General features: G+C 68.2%; 15 protein-coding genes and 1 pseudogene. 7 read left to right on the forward strand and 9 right to left on the reverse strand.

The genetic code is table 11. The features are described 5' to 3' along the window. Positions 1–5 precede the first annotated feature (5 nt). Entirely contained in the window at positions 6–1520 is a 1515-nt protein-coding gene (locus ABD250_RS15975; RefSeq protein ID WP_182658063.1) for an AI-2E family transporter, read from the reverse strand. Between the two features lie 99 nt (positions 1521–1619). Between ABD250_RS15975 and ychF the strand changes: the two genes are divergently transcribed. Next, entirely contained in the window at positions 1620–2699 is a 1080-nt protein-coding gene (gene ychF, locus ABD250_RS15980) for a redox-regulated ATPase YchF (protein ID WP_182658062.1), read from the forward strand. A gap of 70 nt (positions 2700–2769) precedes the next feature. Here the strand turns inward: ychF and ABD250_RS15985 are convergent, their stop codons facing one another. After that, positions 2770–3807 (reverse strand): methionine synthase, encoded by a 1038-nt coding sequence (locus tag ABD250_RS15985; protein WP_182658066.1) that lies wholly within the window; start codon positions 3805–3807, stop codon positions 2770–2772. 20 nt (positions 3808–3827) lie between these two features. Then, a complete protein-coding gene (locus tag ABD250_RS15990) occupies positions 3828–4820 on the reverse strand; it encodes a putative oxygenase MesX (RefSeq protein WP_182658061.1) in 993 nt (330 codons plus the stop codon). Between the two features lie 125 nt (positions 4821–4945). On the opposite strand from ABD250_RS15990, the gene ABD250_RS15995 reads away from it, so the two are divergent. Then, a complete protein-coding gene (locus ABD250_RS15995; RefSeq protein ID WP_182658060.1) occupies positions 4946–5893 on the forward strand; it encodes a LysR family transcriptional regulator in 948 nt (315 codons plus the stop codon). Positions 5894–6032: 139 nt separating this feature from the next. Next, positions 6033–6560 carry a DUF1877 family protein gene (locus ABD250_RS16000; RefSeq protein ID WP_182641053.1) on the forward strand — a complete coding sequence of 176 codons (528 nt, stop codon included), beginning with the start codon at positions 6033–6035 and terminating at the stop codon, positions 6558–6560. Positions 6561–6726: 166 nt separating this feature from the next. On the opposite strand, the gene ABD250_RS16005 is transcribed toward ABD250_RS16000, so the two are convergent. Continuing rightward, a complete protein-coding gene (locus tag ABD250_RS16005; RefSeq protein ID WP_182658059.1) occupies positions 6727–7299 on the reverse strand; it encodes a YdeI/OmpD-associated family protein in 573 nt (190 codons plus the stop codon). Between the two features lie 85 nt (positions 7300–7384). Here ABD250_RS16005 and ABD250_RS16010 point away from each other — a divergent pair, with 85 nt between their 5' ends. Beyond that, on the forward strand, positions 7385–8053 hold the full coding sequence (locus ABD250_RS16010; protein ID WP_179525640.1) for a mismatch-specific DNA-glycosylase: 669 nt from the start codon (positions 7385–7387) through the stop codon (positions 8051–8053). A gap of 32 nt (positions 8054–8085) precedes the next feature. Here ABD250_RS16010 and ABD250_RS16015 read toward each other — a convergent pair whose 3' ends face one another. The 4 genes from ABD250_RS16015 to ABD250_RS16030 all read right to left on the reverse strand — a co-directional run bounded on the left by ABD250_RS16015 (position 8086) and on the right by ABD250_RS16030 (position 12567). Next, positions 8086–8607, reverse strand: coding sequence for a nucleoside deaminase (locus tag ABD250_RS16015; RefSeq protein WP_182658058.1), 522 nt, complete (start codon positions 8605–8607; stop codon positions 8086–8088). 33 nt (positions 8608–8640) lie between these two features. Further along, entirely contained in the window at positions 8641–9756 is a 1116-nt protein-coding gene (locus ABD250_RS16020; RefSeq protein ID WP_241730510.1) for a Rossmann-fold NAD(P)-binding domain-containing protein, read from the reverse strand. 220 nt (positions 9757–9976) lie between these two features. After that, complete coding sequence (locus ABD250_RS16025; protein ID WP_182611284.1) at positions 9977–10183, reverse strand: dodecin; 207 nt, start codon at positions 10181–10183, stop codon at positions 9977–9979. 149 nt (positions 10184–10332) lie between these two features. Continuing rightward, positions 10333–12567, reverse strand: coding sequence for an NADP-dependent isocitrate dehydrogenase (locus tag ABD250_RS16030; RefSeq protein WP_179525636.1), 2235 nt, complete (start codon positions 12565–12567; stop codon positions 10333–10335). A 327-nt stretch (positions 12568–12894) separates the two neighbouring features. Here ABD250_RS16030 and ABD250_RS16035 point away from each other — a divergent pair, with 327 nt between their 5' ends. Continuing rightward, positions 12895–13671, forward strand: a complete 777-nt coding sequence (locus ABD250_RS16035; RefSeq protein ID WP_179525635.1) for an isocitrate lyase/PEP mutase family protein — start codon at positions 12895–12897, stop codon at positions 13669–13671. Positions 13672–13714: 43 nt separating this feature from the next. Here ABD250_RS16035 and arfB read toward each other — a convergent pair whose 3' ends face one another. Continuing rightward, complete coding sequence (arfB, locus tag ABD250_RS16040) at positions 13715–14158, reverse strand: alternative ribosome rescue aminoacyl-tRNA hydrolase ArfB (protein ID WP_182690888.1); 444 nt, start codon at positions 14156–14158, stop codon at positions 13715–13717. A 181-nt stretch (positions 14159–14339) separates the two neighbouring features. Between arfB and ABD250_RS16045 the strand changes: the two genes are divergently transcribed. After that, the gene (locus ABD250_RS16045) at positions 14340–16094 is read left to right on the forward strand and encodes a lipase family protein (RefSeq protein WP_344393276.1); all 1755 of its coding nucleotides are present in this window, start codon (positions 14340–14342) and stop codon (positions 16092–16094) included. Between the two features lie 54 nt (positions 16095–16148). After that, a pseudogene (locus ABD250_RS16050) lies at positions 16149–16436 on the forward strand (ArsR/SmtB family transcription factor); the annotation flags it as partial. Positions 16437–16438 lie beyond the last annotated feature (2 nt).

Here is a 16438-nt window from a genome sequence, read left to right on the forward strand (position 1 = left end):
AGACTCTAACTCTCGAGTCGGCGAGCGAGGAATCTGCCGAAGCGCCGCAGCGCGTTGGGCTTGCTCTCCGAGGGCGAGGGTCGGTTACCGTACACGGCCTTCGGGTCGACGGGCCCCGTGGGAGGATTCGCCTGGTCGGCGGACGGATCGTCGGCATCCGGATCCGGCGGGACCACCTCGTCGTCGTCGAGTTCGAGGGTTCCCACGACCGAATCGCCCGGCCCGGTCGCACCGACGGACCCGCTGTCCGGGGCCCCGTGGACCGGTCCCGGTCGGGTGTCCTTGATCCCCGCCATGATGGCGCTGCTGCTCTTGCGCAGCGGCGCGAACCGCGAGCTCGACATCTCGCCGAGCCAGGCCGTCAGACGTCCCTCGTCGGTGGCGGACACGAGGTCCGACGCGGTGACGTCCCCGGTCCGGAGGTCGATCTGCTCGCCGAGGTACCGGAGCATCACGGCGGCCACCGCCAGGATCGGCACCGCGAGGAATGCCCCGATGATCCCGAACAGGGTGCCACCCGCGGCCACCCCGAGCAGGATGACGACGGGATGCAGGTTCATCGCCCGGGACTGGAGAATGGGCTGGAGGATGTTGCTCTCGAGCTGCTGCACCGCGATGATCACGACCAGCACGATGATCGCGGTGGTCAGGCCGTTGGCCACCAGCGCGATGAGCACCGCCAGCGCACCGGCGGTGAACGCACCGACGATGGGGATGAACCCGGCCAGGAAGGTGATGACCGCCAGCGCCCACGCCAGCGGCACGCCCAGGATGACGAGCGCCAGGCCGATGAAGAAGGCGTCCACGAACGAGACGATCGCCTGGGCGCGGATGTAGCCGCCGAGGGTGTTCCAGCTGCGGGTCAGGACCTCGGTGAGGTGGCGACCGGCATTGCGGCCGGCGATCCGACGCACGAACGGCAGGAACCGGGGGCCGTCCTTGATGAAGAAGAACGTGAGCACCAGGACCAGGACGAAGGTGATGAGCAGCGACCCCACCGCGGTCACGCCGGTGAACACGCCGTTCGCGATCTGGTCACCGCGGTCCTGCAGAGTCGAGCTGAGCTGGCCCAGCACGCTGTCGAGCTGCTCGTCCCGGATGTTCAGCGGCGGACCCCGGAGCCAGTCCTGGACCTCTCCGATCGCCTCCGAGGTCTGGTCCGCGAGCTGGACGCTCTGCTCGATGATCGACGGGGCGATCAGCGCCAGGATCCCCGCGACGGCGGCGAGTGATCCGAGGAGCGAGATGAGTGCGGCCAGGGCTTTGGGGACGCCGTGGCGGGTCATCCATCCCGTGGGGGGCCAGAGGACCGTGGCCACGATGAGCGCGAGCAGGATCGGCAGGATGCCCACCCACAGCGCGCCACCGATCTGGCTCAGCAGCCACCCCGCGATGAGCAGGATGGCCAGGCGTAGCGCCCAGTCGGTGACCCACCGTCCGCCGAGACCGATGAGGACGGAGCGGTCGACGTGCTCCTCGTCTGACCCGACTGGAGGAGGCGGTTTCGGCTCGTCACTCATGCCACACATCTTGTCAGAGGTCACGCGGGCGCGCTCCCCGTGACCGGCCGGGGTGGCGGGCAGGGGGCACGGAGGGGGCGGGACGTAGACTCGGGCCTCGTGAGCCTCACCCTCGGAATCGTCGGACTGCCCAACGTCGGTAAGTCGACCCTGTTCAACGCCCTGACGAACAACGACGCGCTAGCCGCCAACTATCCGTTCGCCACGATCGAGCCGAACATCGGTGTCGTGGATCTGCCGGATCCCCGCCTGGCCCGACTGGCCGAGATCTTCGGCTCCGAGCGGATCCTGCCGGCGGTCGTGTCGTTCGTGGACATCGCCGGCATCGTCAAGGGCGCCAGCACCGGCGAGGGCATGGGCAACAAGTTCCTCGCCAACATCCGCGAGGCCGAGGCCATCTGCCAGGTCGTGCGGGTGTTCGACGACCCGGATGTGATCCACGTGGACGGCAGGGTCGACCCGATGGCCGACATCGAGGTGATCGCCACCGAGCTGATCCTGGCGGACATGGAGACCCTCGAGAAGGCCGTCCCGCGACTCGAGAAGGAGTCCCGCAAGGACAAGTCGCTGCTGCCGCAGCTCGAGGAGATCCGCAAGGCGCAGGCCGTGCTCGAGGACGGCCGGACGCTGTTCAAGGCCCAGGACGAGGTGGACCGCACCCTGCTGCGTGACCTGCACCTGATGACCGCGAAGCCCTTCCTCTACGTCTTCAACGCGGACGAGGCCGTGCTGACCGACGCCGAGCGTCAGGCCGAGCTGCGCGCGGCCGTGGCTCCCGCCGACTGTGTGTTCCTCGACGCCAAGGTCGAGTCCGAACTCCGCGAGTTGGAGGAAGAGGACGCCATGGAGCTGCTCGAGTCGATCGGCCAGGACGAGCCGGGCCTGAACGCGCTCGCCCGCGCCGGCTTCCACACCCTCGGGCTGCAGACCTACCTCACCGCCGGGCCCAAGGAGTCGCGCGCCTGGACGATCCGCAAGGGCGACACCGCCCCCAAGGCCGCCGGCGTGATCCATACCGACTTCGAGAAGGGCTTCATCAAGGCCGAGATCGTGTCGTTCGCCGACCTCGATGCTGCCGGTTCCATGGCCGCCGCCAAGGCCGCCGGCAAGGTGCGCATGGAGGGCAAGGACTACGTGATGGCCGACGGCGACGTGGTGGAGTTCCGCTTCAACGTGTGATCCTCGGCGCTTCAGCGAGGGCCCCGTCTGCCTTGGCAGGCGGGGCCGCCGGCGTTCTCAGACCGATAGGTCAGGCCTTGGCGGCCGATAGCTCCTCACGAACGATGCGAGCACCCGCGCTGAGCGAGCTCAACTTCGCCAGTGCGATGTCCCGGGATAAGGGCGCCATGCCGCAGTTGGAGCTCGGCAGGAGTCTGTCCTCGTCGACGAACTGCAGGGCGTTGCGGAGCGTGGCCGCGACCTCCTCCGGAGTCTCGACCTTCTCGTTGGCCACGTCGATCGCCCCGAGCATGACCTTCTTGCCGCGGACCAGTTCGACGAGGTCGATCGGGACACGGGAGTTGTGGCACTCCAGGGAGATGATGTCGATGCTGGACTGCTGCAGGAGGGGGAACGACTCCTCGTACTGGCGCCATTCCGAACCGAGGGTGGCCTTCCAGTCGGTGTTCGCCTTGATCCCGTAGCCGTAGCAGATGTGCACCGCGGTCTCCGCGCGTAATCCCTCCGCCGCCCTTTCCAGCGTCGCCACGCCCCAGTCCTTCACTTCATCGGAGTAGACGTTGAACGCGGGCTCGTCGAACTGGATGATGTCGACCCCCGCAGCCTCCAGGTCTCGTGCCTCCTGGTTGAGGATAGTCGCGAACTCCCACGCCAACTTCTCGCGACTGGAGTAGTGGCCGTCGTAGAGCGTGTCGATCATCGTCATGGGGCCGGGGAGTGCCCACTTGATCGGCCGATCGGTCTGCTGTCGTAGGAATTTCGCGTCGTCGACGAAGACCGGCGTGGAGCGGCGCACGTCACCGACGACGGTAGGCACACTCGCGTCATAGCGATTGCGGATCCGAACCGTCTCGCGCTGCTCGAAGTCGACCCCGTCGAGATGCTCGATGAACGTCGTGACGAAGTGCTGACGGGTCTGCTCGCCGTCACTGACGATGTCGATTCCGCGATCGCTCTGCTCCTTCACGGCAATACGCAGAGCGTCCTGCTTACCCTCGACCAACTCATCGCCCTGCAACCTCCAGGGCGCCCAGAGGGTTTCAGGCTGGGCGAGCCACGAGGGCTTGGGCAGGCTGCCGACGGTGGACGTGGGCAGGATCTGGTTCATGGTCGACTTTCCTCCGGTGGTCATCCGACGAGGACGGGGTGGTGGGCGGCCCACTGCTCGAGGAGTTCGCGGTGGGGCTCCACAAGGTGGTCTTCGGTGTACTTGCCCTGCTTCTTCGCGAGCTGACTGCGCTCGACACGGTCGTAGATGATCGGGGTGGGCGAGTAGTCCTTCTGTTCCAGGGTCGGTCGGTAGATCTCTGCGGCGGGGGAGGTCGCGTTGTAGATCTCCGGCCGATAGATCCGCTGGAAGGTCTCCATGACGCTCACCGTGCCTATGAGCTGCAGGTCGGTGTAGTCGCTGAGCAGATCGCCTCGGAAGTAGAACGCGAGCGGGGCGACTCCGCCGGGCGGCAGGAAATACCTGACCTGGAGCCCCATCTTGTGGAAGTACTCGTCGGTCAACGAATAGTCGTCCTGCTGGTACTCGACACCGAGGGTCGGATGGTGGTGTCCGGTCCGGCGGTAGGTCCGGCTCGTGGACACACTGATGCAGATCACGGGATCCACCTCGAAGCGCTCCCGGTAGGCCTCGGAGTCGAGGAAGTGCTGGAACAACTTGCCGTGCAGGTCGCCGAAGTCGCCGGGCACGGTGAACTCGGAGCTTCCCTCGTTGACGGCTGGCAGCCGAACGCTGAAGTCGAAATCGCGGACGTAGGACGAGAAGTTGTTCCCGACGATCCCGGGGATGCGGGCTCCGGTGTCCCGGTCGACGATCTGCATGTCCAGTACCTCGAGCAGGGGGAACCGGTGTTCCGCGCCCTTCGAGTGGAACTGCAGCTCGGCGGAGACGATCTCGAGCTCGACGGAGTAGCGGTCCCCGGTCGGATTGTCCCGGCGTGCGAGGTCATTGAACCGATGGTTGATCATCGACAGGGTTCGGCGGAGGTTCTGCTGACGGTGCTCGCCTCGGGCCAGGTTCGCGAAGTTCGTGGTGGTTCGGGAGTTCTCCGACGGTGAGTAGTTCTCGTCGAAGCTGGTGGTGGTGATGCGATATGTGAATTCGTTCGACATGTGCGTCCCGTTCGGGTCGTGATCGGCCGGGCTCGGCGCGGCGGAAAGTCTGTGCCTCCATCCTGCAGTCCCAGTTCAGGTATCGGGTAACTACCATTTGGTATGGGTTTGTATAGCCTTGAGCTATGCGTCGAGAATCCAGGGGAATCACCCTCCAGCAGCTGCACTACTTCATCGAGGTCGCGGCGGAAGGCTCGATCACCGGCGCTGCGGAGCTGCTCTATGTCGCCCAGCCGACCATGTCCGCCTCCATGAAGGACCTGGAGAACAGAGTGGGGCGCACCCTCCTCGTCCGATCCGCCCGAGGAGTGACGCTGACCGGCGAGGGAGCGGAGTTCCTCGGCTACGCCAGGCAGGTGGTCGAGCAGATGTCCCTACTGGAGCAGCGCTACCTCGGTCAGCCGCCGTCCCGCCGACTGCTCGGGGTGTCGGCGCAGCACTACTCGTTCGTGGTCGAGGCGTTCATCCGGATGGTGCGATCAGGCGAGGCGGAACAGTACGAGTTCTCGCTTCGTGAGACGCGAACCTGGGACATCATCGAGGATGTCCGGACCCTCCGCAGCGAGGTGGGTGTGCTCTACCGGAACGACTTCAACCGGAAGGTCATCGACAAGCTCCTCCGCGATTCCGGCCTGGTCTTCCACCCACTCTTCGCAGCGCTGCCGCACATCTTCATCTCCAGGCAGAACCCGTTGGCATCCCGGGAACGCGTCACCCTCGACGATCTCGCGGACCTGCCCAGGCTCACTTTTGACCAGGGCGCGAACAATTCGTTCTACTTCGCTGAGGAGATCCTCTCCACCCGGTCGAGTAAGAGAGAGATCAGGGTCTCCGACCGCGCGACCATCTTCAACCTCATGATCGGTCTCGACGGGTACACGATCTCCACCGGAATCATCAGCGACGACCTCGATCCGGAGATCGTCGCCATCCCGCTCGACGTAGACGAGAGCATCGAGATCGGCTGGATCAGCCATTCCGGGATCCCGCTCACTGCGCAGGCGCAGCGCTACCTCGCCGAGGTGCGGGCCGTTGTCGCCGACTACGGGATCGAGCTGCTCGACTCCCCGTGAATCCGGCTGACGCTATGCCTCTACACCGTCGCCGAGAAACTTCGGAGGTTTTTCACAGGCGAAGATCATCCGCGATTGTTGTCCACAGATCGATGTGGAGGGCTTACCGGATCCCTGGTGGCGGTTGGATGCTGGACACATGGGAATCCGCTATTACGCATACGCCTTCGACGCCGAGATCACGCAGGCGGTGCTCTCCGACCCACGGGCTCACATCAGTCCGGACCCGTTCGCGGACGCCGTCGGTCTGCCCCACGGCTTCACCATGGGTACGACCGACTTTCAGCAGGGGCCTGCGGAGGAAGACATGCTCTACCTCGACAAGGCGTGGAGAAATCTCCAGAGGATGTCGGAGCCGTCCGACCCAGCCGAAGAGCCCAGGCCGGCATACCGGATGTTCGAAGGAGAGGTGACACCTCTAGACGGCTGGGAGGCGTGGCTGCCGTGGGTGAGAGCGATCCCGCCCGGAGACGTCGCCCGGATAGCCGACGATCTGGACGCGATCACCCGCGCGGACTTTGTCCCCTGGTTCACCCGCCACAACAGCGACTCGGTCGGAGAAGTGGAATCGGAAGCGCAGTACGTGAAGTTCCACCTGGGCCGGGCGAGACGTTTCCTCCGCGCACTAGAGAAATCGGGCCGGGGTTTCGCCTACATGATCGGCTAGCGAGAGCTCGAGCGTCATCGGCTGCAACCGTCGGCCGGCCCCGAACACTGGGAGTGGAGATCCTCCCAGGTCCTTGCGGAGAGGGATCGCGTCCCGTGCGCGGGGCGTCTCGCCGTGGCGACTGCCGCCCTCGTCGTCGTCACATCATGTCGCGTGGGGGACCTGATCACGGTGACGTGAGCCGGGAGATCAGCCGTCCGACCTGTCGCTCGAGGGTGGCGTCGTCCCGGGCGATCAGGAGTGGGTGGATCGCGCTGTAGCGCTCGGCGCGGGTGAGTCGGGCGAAGGCGGCCCCGGCGGCCGGCGTCGCCTCGAGCGCGGTCACGAGGACCTCGGGGAGCTGTGCTGACGCGGCGCCGGCGTAGGCGCGGTCCCAGCGGCCGTCGGACCTCGCCCGCTCGATCTCGGCGACGCCTCGCGCCCGGAGCCTCTGTTCCTCGGAGAGGCGGGTGACGATCTCGACGTTCCGCAGTGACCAGATGGAACGCGCGCGGCGGGGGGTGAACCGTTGCACGAACGTCTTCTCGTCGTGCGACCTGCGCTGCCCGTCGATCCACCCGCTGCACAGCGCCTCCTCGAGCGCCTCCTGATAGGAGAGCGAGGTGGGGGAGGTGACCCCCTTCTTGGCGAGCATCAGCCAGGTCCCGTCGCAGCTCTCGTCGTTCGTGATCAGCCACTCGCGCCACCGGTCGACGTTCGCCACGATCAACGGTGCGTCAGGGCTGTCCGTCGGGCTCATGGTCCCAGCCTGTCAGGTGAAGAGGCCTGAGTGTGTCCTCTATGCGTCGCGCCCGCCCGGTCAGGTGCCGCGCTAACCTCGCACCATGGCTGAGATCGTCGTGACCGGCATCCCGCGGCGTCCCTCTCCGTCGGGCGGGCGCCGCCCGAAGCGCGACGAGCTCGCCCGGTTCGCCACTGAGGATCCGCACGGGGTCGACGATGTCCTGCCCACTGACGACGAGAGCCTGCGGTTGCTCATCGTCGGGGTGAACCCGGGCTTGTGGACGGCGGCCGTCAACGCGCCGTTCGCGAGACCCGGGAACCGGTTCTGGCCGTCACTGCACCGGGCGGGGTTGACCGACCACGTCATCGATGCCGCCACCGGGTTCTCGGCCGCGGACGAACAGCAGTTGCTCTCGCGGGGCATCGGGATGACGAACCTCGTCGGCCGCGCGACCGCCCGAGCCGACGAGCTCACCCGTGAGGAGCTGCGTGCGGGTGCGGTGCGCGTGGCCACGCTCGCCGGGGAGCTGCGCCCGGCGGTCGTCGCCGTCGCGGGGATCACCGCCTTCCGAACTGCTTTCGCGCGACCGAAGGCCGGCTACGGGGAGCAGGACACCTCGGAGGTACCGGGGTGGCCCGGTGGCGTGGTGCTGTGGGTGCTGCCGCAACCCAGCGGGTTGAACGCGCACGAGACCCTCGACTCCCTGGCCGCGCACTGGCGGGAGGTCTGGGGTGCGGTGGAGAGGACCGGGGACCCCGGTGCACGCTGAACCGGCCCGTCGTCACCCGACTTCCGGCGACGTCATCCGTCGTTACTCCGTCGACCGGCCCGGAAGGACCTCTCGACCAGCACTCTGATCTCCTCCGCCAGCGCGGGGACCGGACCGGAAACGGGGAGTCCCGGGACCACGTCGGTGATCCCGAGCGGGGCGAGCGGCCCGGGTGCCACGCCGAGATCGGCTTTCCAGCCCGCGTACTGGGCCCCGCTGGAGGCGAAGACGATGCGCCCGAGGCCCACGAACGCGTGGGCGGCGCTGCACATCGCGCAGTGCTCGCCCGAGGTGTACACGACACTGGACGCCCGCTCCTCGGGCTGCATGTTCTCCGCCGCCCAGCGGGCGATCGTGAACTCCGGATGTCTGGTGGCGTCCCTACTCGATTCGCGGTTACGGTCCGCGAACCGCACCTCGCCGGCCTCGTCGACCAGCACAGAGGGGAACAGTTTGTCCCCCGCCGCCAGCGCCTGCCCCGCGAGGTCCACACAGGTGCGGAGATGGACGAGGTCGTCGGCCCCGACGGGGCGGGGGTCGGACGTGGTGGTCACGGTGCCTCCTGGAAGAGTCTGCTCCCCGCGGGGTTACGAGCTGCCGCCGACGCGCGCGTGCGGGAAGTCGGCGGCACGCCCCTGGAACGCCAGGATATGCGGGTTCTCGATGACTCCCTCGCGGATCTCAATGGCGCGGGAGATGGTGAGGTCCTCATCCCATGCGGCCGGCCCCTCCATGACCGTCCGCAGGAAGGGCAGGAGCGCCTCGCTGATCTCCCACGTCGCCGAGTTCCACAGGTAGGACGGACTGTGGTCGACGGCGTAGTAGTGCACACCCTGCCCGACGGTGAACATCGGGTCCTCGAACCCCGTGGGCACGGCCCACTCGAAGCCCATGCCGGCGTCGCACGAGACGTCGATGATGAGGCTGCCGGCAGCGAACTCCTCGAGATCCACGGTCCGCAGGTAGGTCAACGGGGCTGTGACGTCCTGGAGAGTGCAGTTCACCACGATGTCGTGCGAGGCGAGGAACGTGGGGAGCAGGACGTCGCCGTCCTCGGTGGGAACCGTGCTGAGGTGGGTCGCGCCCTCGTCGGTGTTGAGCTGGGTGATGTGGGCGCTGTGGATCGGCGACCCCACCGCCGTTGCCCCCCGCTGGGTGAGGACCTGGATGTCGTGGATCCCGTGGGCGTTCAGGGCGGTGACGGCCCCGCGCGCTGTGGCGCCGAACCCGATCACCACCGCGCTCAGCCGGGGCCCGTAGTTGCCGGTGGACCCCGTGAGGCTCAGGGCGTGAAGGACCGAGCAGTACCCGGCGAGCTCGTTGTTCTTGTGGAGCACGTGCAGACTGAAGTCGCCCTGCCGGGTCCAGTGGTTCATCGACTCGAAGGCGATGAGGGTGAGCCGACGGTCGATCGCGGTCTGCGTCAACCCGGTGTCCTGCACACAGTGCGGCCAGCCCCACAGGACGCGACCCTCCGGGATCTCGGCCATCTCTCCCAGCTGGGGTTTCGGGAGCAGCAGCACGTCAGCGGAGTCGATCACCTCGGCGCGCTCCGCCACCCTCCCCACGCGCGACTCGACAAAGCCGGGATCGAGTTGGAAGTCGGCGGCGTAGCCGCGTTCGACGATCATGCGTGCGCGGAGGTCCGGCTCGATCCGGTCCAGGTGCCGGGGATGTATCGGGAGTCGACGCTCGTTCTCCATGGTGGAGCTCGCGAGCAGACCGAGGCTGAGGAGTTCGCCTCCCGGGGAGGCACCATCGCCAGTGGCGGCGGAGGTGGTGGCGGGCGGGTGAGCGGTTCCGGTCATCCGGACTCCCATCATCAGGGAACCGAATCCAGCTCCTGGTCCGACTATATGCGGCCGGACACGGGAGCGGCCCGGCGCCGAGCGGGAGCGGCCCGCGGGATAGGTCCGATGACGCTCAGGACTCGTGCCGGAACCCGACCTTGATGGTCACCTGCCAGTGGGCCACCCGGTCGCCGTCCAGCTTCCCGCGGACGGACTGCACCTCGAACCACTCGAGGTTGCGGAGAGTCTTGGAGGCCTCGGCGACCGCGTTGGCGATCGCGGCATCCGTTCCTTCGGGGGAGGAGCCGACGATCTCGGTGACGCTGTAGACGTGGTTCATGGTGCCCTCCAGGTTGTGTGACCTGGCTCACTCTATCGCGGCGCGTGCCCTCACCGGGCCGAATGACACCGGACCCGACGACACCGGGCCGAATGACACCGCACCCACCGGCGCGCGGCCGATGGGTGCGGTGAGGCGGGCGGGTCGGATCAGTTGCCGAGGCTCGCGAGCGCGGAGTTGAACGTCTCGCTCGGGCGCATGGCCTCCCGCAGCTTGTCGACGGAGGGCTGGAAGTAGCCTCCCAGCTCGACCTTGGAGCCCTGGACCGACAGCAGCTCCTCGAGGATGGTGTCCTTGTCCGCGGTCAGCTTCTCCGCCAGCGGAGCGAAGTGCGCCGCCAGGTCCCGGTCCTCGGTCTGCGCGGCCAGCTCCTGGGCCCAGTACAGCGCGAGCCAGAACTGGCTGCCCCGGTTGTCGAGCTCACCGGTGACGCGGGACGGTCCCTTCCGGTTCTCCAGCAGCTTGCCGGTCGCCGTGTCGAGCGTCTTGGCCAGGATCGTGGCCTTGGGGTTGTCGTCCTTCCGGCCGAGGTCGTCCAGGCTGGCCCCCAGCGCGAGGAACTCGCCGAGCGAGTCCCAACGCAGGTGGTTCTCCTCCACCAGCTGCTGGACGTGCTTCGGCGCCGATCCGCCCGCGCCGGTCTCGTACAGTCCACCGCCCGCCATCAGGGGCACGATCGACAGCATCTTGGCGCTGGTACCGAGCTCGAGGATCGGGAACAGGTCGGTGAGGTAGTCGCGCAGGATGTTGCCGGTCACCGAGATGGTGTCCAGGCCCCTCCACGCGCGCTCGAGGGTGTAGCGCATGGCACGCACCTGGGACATGATCTGGATGTCCAGGCCCTCGGTGTCGTGGTCGGCGAGGTACTTCTTCACCAGGGTGATCAGGTTGTTCTCGTGCGGGCGGTACGGGTCGAGCCAGAAGACGGCCGGCATCTCCGAGGCGCGCGCACGGTCCACGGCGAGCTTCACCCAGTCGCGGATCGGCGCGTCCTTGACGGTGCACATGCGCCAGATGTCGCCGGCCTCGACGTCCTGGGAGAGCAGGACCTCGCCGGTGGCGGCGTCGACGATGTTGGCGACGCCGTCGTACTGGACCTCGAAGGTCTTGTCGTGGCTGCCGTACTCCTCGGCCTTCTGCGCCATGAGACCGACGTTCGGCACGGTGCCCATCGTGGTGGGATCGAACGCCCCGTTGGTCTTGCAGAAGTTGATGATCTCCTGGTAGATCCGCGCGAACGTGGACTCCGGGATGACCGCCTTGGTGTCCTTCTTGCGGCCGTCGGCGCCGTACATCTTCCCGCCGATGCGGATCATCGCGGGCATCGACGCGTCGACGATGATGTCCGAGGGCGAGTGGAAGTTGGTGATGCCGCGGGCGGAGTCGACCATCGCCAGTTCCGGCCGGTGCTCGTGGCACCGGTGCAGATCCTCGATGATCTCCTCCTTCTTGGAGGACGGGAGCGTCTCGATCTTGTCGTACAGGTCGACCATGCCGTTGTTGACGTTGATCCCGAGCTCGTCGAACAGGTCGTGGTGCTTGTCGAAGGCCTCCTTGTAGAAGACCCTCACCGCGTGGCCGAACACGATGGGGTGGCTGACCTTCATCATGGTCGCCTTGACGTGGAGCGAGAACATGACGCCGGTCTCCTTGGCGTCGTTCAGCTGCTCCTCGTAGAACTCCAGGAGCGCCTTCTTGCTCATGAACATGGAGTCGACGACCTCGCCGGCCTCGAGGGGCACCGTCTTGAGGACGTGGGTCTCGCCGTCCGGCGTCACCACCTCCATGCGCGCATCGCAGGCGCGATCGAGGATGATCGACTTCTCGCCGGCGTAGAAGTCGCCGTGCGTCATGTGTGCGACGTGGGTCTGCGACGCCATCGACCACTTGCCCATCGAATGCGGGTTGGCCCGGGCGTACTCCTTGACCGCCTTCGGGGCGCGGCGGTCCGAGTTGCCCTGGCGGAGCACCGGGTTCACGGCGCTGCCCAGACACGCGGAGAGTCGCTCGGCGACCTCGATCTCCTCGGGGGTCTGCGGGTCGTACGGGTACTTGGGGATGTCGTAGCCCTTGGCCTGGAGTTCCGCGATGGCGGTGTTCAGCTGGGGGACCGAGGCGCTGATGTTGGGAAGCTTGATGATGTTGGTGCCCGGTTCCTGGGTCATCTGTCCCAGTTCGGCCAGGTTGTCGGGAACCTTCTGTTCGTCGGTCAACCGATCCGGGAAGGCGGCCAGGATGCGGGCGGCCACCGAGATGTCGCTCGTCGTGACATCGATGTCGGCGGCGTCGGTAAAGGTGCGGACGACCGGGAGGAACGCCTCCGTCGCCAGTCGTGGGGCCTCATCGGTGAGGGTGTAGATGATCGTCGTTCTGCCTGGGGTCATGTCGGCTCTTTTCTTTTCAGGCTGATCGTGTTCTTGTGGAACGGCATCAGCACGCCTGCACCATCATCACCCGAGTCGGGCCGGCGTGGCCAGAACCCCCCGGTGTGGTCGATCGGTGCACGTGCGCGGTTGTGTGATCGTCTCGGCGTCACCCTGCACTGTGGCCCACGACGCACGCGTCCGCGGCGTTTTCCGGCGGCGGGGACCCCGACCGGGGCGTCCCGGGCCGGGCCGTCCCCGCGGGGCGGGCGCGTTCCGGCGGTGTCGCGTCCGTCCCATCAGGCCTAGTGTCGAGGGACGACCGCTACTGCCGAGGAGGCGTCGACGATGACCGATGTGGGTGCACGGGCACAGGAACTGGCCGCTCTACACGACTCGGGTGACCTGGTGGTCCTCCCGACCGTCTGGGACACCTGGAGTGCCCGGACCGCCGCGGACGTGGGGTTCCACGGACTCACCGTGGGAAGTCACCCGGTCGCCGACGCCATCGGGAGCGCCGACGGTGAGCGGATGGACTTCGGCGAGTACCTCGGGGTGGTGCGCAGGATCGCCGAGTCGGTCGACATCCCCGTGAGCGCGGACGTGGAGTCCGGGTACGGGCTCGGTCCGGACGAGTTGATCTCGCGGTTGCTCGAGGCAGGGGCGGTGGGGGCCAACATCGAGGATGTGGTCCACGGCGAGGGCGACCGGGTCCGGGACAAGCACGAGCACGCCGACTACATCGCCGGCGCCCGCCGCGCGGCGGATGACGCCGGTGTGCCCTTCGTGATCAACGGCCGCACCGACGCGGTCAAGCTGGGCGGAGAGGTCTTCTCCGATCCGCTCGCCGAGGCGGCCGAGCGCATCGTGCTGATGGAGCAGGCCGGCGCGCGCTCGGTCTACCCGGTGGGGCTGACGTCCGCCGACCAGGTGACCAGACTCGTCGGGGCGGTCTCGATCCCGGTCAACGTGACCGCTCATCCCGTGAAGGGCCACGGCGCAGGGGACCTGGCCGTCCTCAGGAACCTGGGGGTGCGGCGGGTGTCCTTCGGACCGCTGTGGCAGATGTGGCTCACCAAGGTCTCCACCGAGCAGCTGTCCCACTGGATGACCCCCGACCAGTAGGTCGCAGCGGAGCGACCGCCCCGGCAGGCGGTGCGTCGGACGTTCAGTCCGAGGCGCTCGGGCGCCTGCGGCCGGCCTTGGCCTGCGAGCGCCGGCTCTTGGCGTCGAGGCGCCGCAGCCTCGATCCGTAGGTGGGCCGTGTCGGCCGCCGGACGACCTCCGGCGCCAGTGCGTCACGGAGCAGGGTCGCGAGCCGGTCCCGGGCGGCCCGACGGTTCTGCCGCTGGGACCGGTGCTCCGACGCCGCGATGGTGAGCACGGTGCCGGCGAGTGACGGGGCGAGTCGGCCGAGCGCACGGGTGCGTTGGACGTCGCTCAGCGCCGTGGTGCTGGCCAGGTCCAGGCTCAACTGCACGCGGGAGTCCGCGGTGTTGACGCCCTGCCCGCCAGGCCCCGAGGAGCGCGAGAACTGCTCGAGGAGTTCTCCCGCGGGCACGCGGAGGCCGTCGGGGATGCCCGGGCCGGGCGCCACTCTCAGGTCGTCCACGGCGCCCAGTCTGCCCCCGCGGCCCCACGCCGGTCCGCTCCACCGCACGGGTGGGGTCGTCCGAGGAGTGTCAGCCGGTTCCGGCAGGACGGGCCGGGATAACGGATATCTTCACTCGGGGGCGGTCCGCGCCGTCGGTGCGACGACCTGAGCCCACCGCGAGGGGATGACGATGAGCGAGATGGGTGACGATCGGTCCGGTCGGACCAGGCGGGTCGTCGGGATCGTCCTGGCGATGGTGTCGATCGCCGCGGGTTCGGTGTTGATCCTCGCCCACCTCGCCCTCCCGGAGATCGTCAGGCTGGCGGGTGCCGGCCTCGTCGTCGTCGGACTGGCGACGGTGCTCGGCGTCGACGGCGCCGGACACTCGCGGTGGTGGGCGCGGATCCTCACCGGAGTCGCCACGGCTGCGGCCGGGATCGTGGTGCTCGTCTGGCAGTCGGCGAGTATCCGCAGCCTGCTGTGGGTCATGGTCACCGCGCTGATCGTGCACGGTGTCCACACGATCGTCGCGGCGATCCGCAGCGAGACCGACCGCCGGGTGGCGGGGGTGTTCAGTGGCGCCGCCGCGGTGCTGTTGGGTGTGCTCTGCCTGGTCTGGCCGGTGCTGGCCATCGAGCTGATCGCGTTCGGCGTGGGTGCGTGGTTGGTGTTCGTGGGGCTCCGCGGCCTCCTGGACCCGTTGCTCCACCGCCGCCGGGAACGCGCCGCCGCGCGGGCCGGATCGGGCCGTCTCCGCAGGTGGGGGCGGACCATCCTCGCGGTGACGGTGTTCCTGCTGGTGGCCGCGCTCGCCGTCGGCAGCGCCCTGCTGCTGCGCGGTGACGACCGCCCGGCGCCCGATGACTTCTACACCTCCACCGAACCGCTGCCCGCCGAGCCCGGTGTGCTGCTGCGGGCCGAGACGCTCGGCGTCGGGGTCCCCGCCGGAGCCGACGCCTGGCGCATCCTCTACACCAGCACAGCGCCGGACGAGACCGTGGTGGCCGTCAGCGGCACGGTCATCGCGCCGGCCGACCGGGGCACGGACGCGCTCCCGCTGCTCAGTGTGGCGCACGGGACCACCGGGATCGTCCCGCGCTGCGCGCCGTCCCTCAGCCCCACCCCGTTCTCCGACGGTGCGGGCGCCGCGCTCACGGAGATGGTGACCGAGCACGGGTGGGCGGGGGTGATCTCGGACTACGTGGGTCTGGGCACCCCGGGGATGCACCCGTACCTGGTGGGACAGGTGGAGGCGCGCAACGTCCTCGACGCCTCCCGTGCGGCACAGCAGCTCGACGGGGTGACCCTGAGCAGCGACACCGTTGTCTGGGGGCACTCGCAGGGCGGGCACGGTGCGCTGTGGACCGGTCAGATCGCCCAGGACTACGCTCCCGAGCTGACCCTGCTGGGCATCGCCGGGATGGCTCCCGCCACGGACCTCTACACGCTCGCCGAGCTGAGCAAGGACGAGGTGGGGGGCAAGACGGTCTCCGCCTACATCGCGCAGTCGTGGAACGAGGTCTACCCGGAGCTGGATCTGGCCGGGCACCTCAACCCGGGCACCGCGCACGGCGTGGAGAGGATCGGCGACCTGTGCTTCAACGAGAAGGACGCGATCGCCGCCCTCGTGCGGGGCACCCAGATCCCTGAGCAGGTGTTCCCCGACGCGGTCCTCGACGGCGACCTGGGGGCGACGTTGAAGGAGAACTCGCCGACCGGGCCGTGGCCCGCGCCGGTGCTGATCGCCCAGGGGCTGGCCGACCCGTTGGTCAAGCCGGCGATGCAGCAGGACTGGGTGGACGCCCGGTGCGCGGACGGCGAGCCGCTCGACTACCGGACCTACCCCGGCCGCGATCACAACGGGTTGGTCGCTGCGGACTCTCCACTGACCCCGCAACTCGTGAGCTGGACCCTCGATCGCTGGAACCGGGCGGCGCCCACACCCACCTGCTGAGCGGGCGAAGGAGGGGGAACGCGCACAGGTCGGAACGGGGTCGCCGAACCCCAGCGCAGGGAGATCCTGGTCCTGCTGCGGGAGGGCGAGCGGCCGGCGACCGAGGTCGCGCTCGAACTGGGGATCACCCAGCCCGGTGCCTCCAAGCATCTGCGGGTGCTCCGCGAGGTCGGCCTGGTGCGCGACCGACGTGAGGGCAAGCAGCGCATCTACCACCTCGACCCCGGCGGGCTCCGGTCCGTCCACGAGTGGGTCGGCGGGTTCGAGCGGTTCTGGAACGAGAGCTTCGACAGGTTGGACGACTACGTCCGCGAGATTGCGCGGGCCGAGGAGGAGGAGTAGAC

The sequence above is a fragment of the Dietzia cercidiphylli genome (genome assembly GCF_039531545.1).
Taxonomy (GTDB): Bacteria; Actinomycetota; Actinomycetes; order Mycobacteriales; family Mycobacteriaceae; genus Dietzia; species Dietzia natronolimnaea.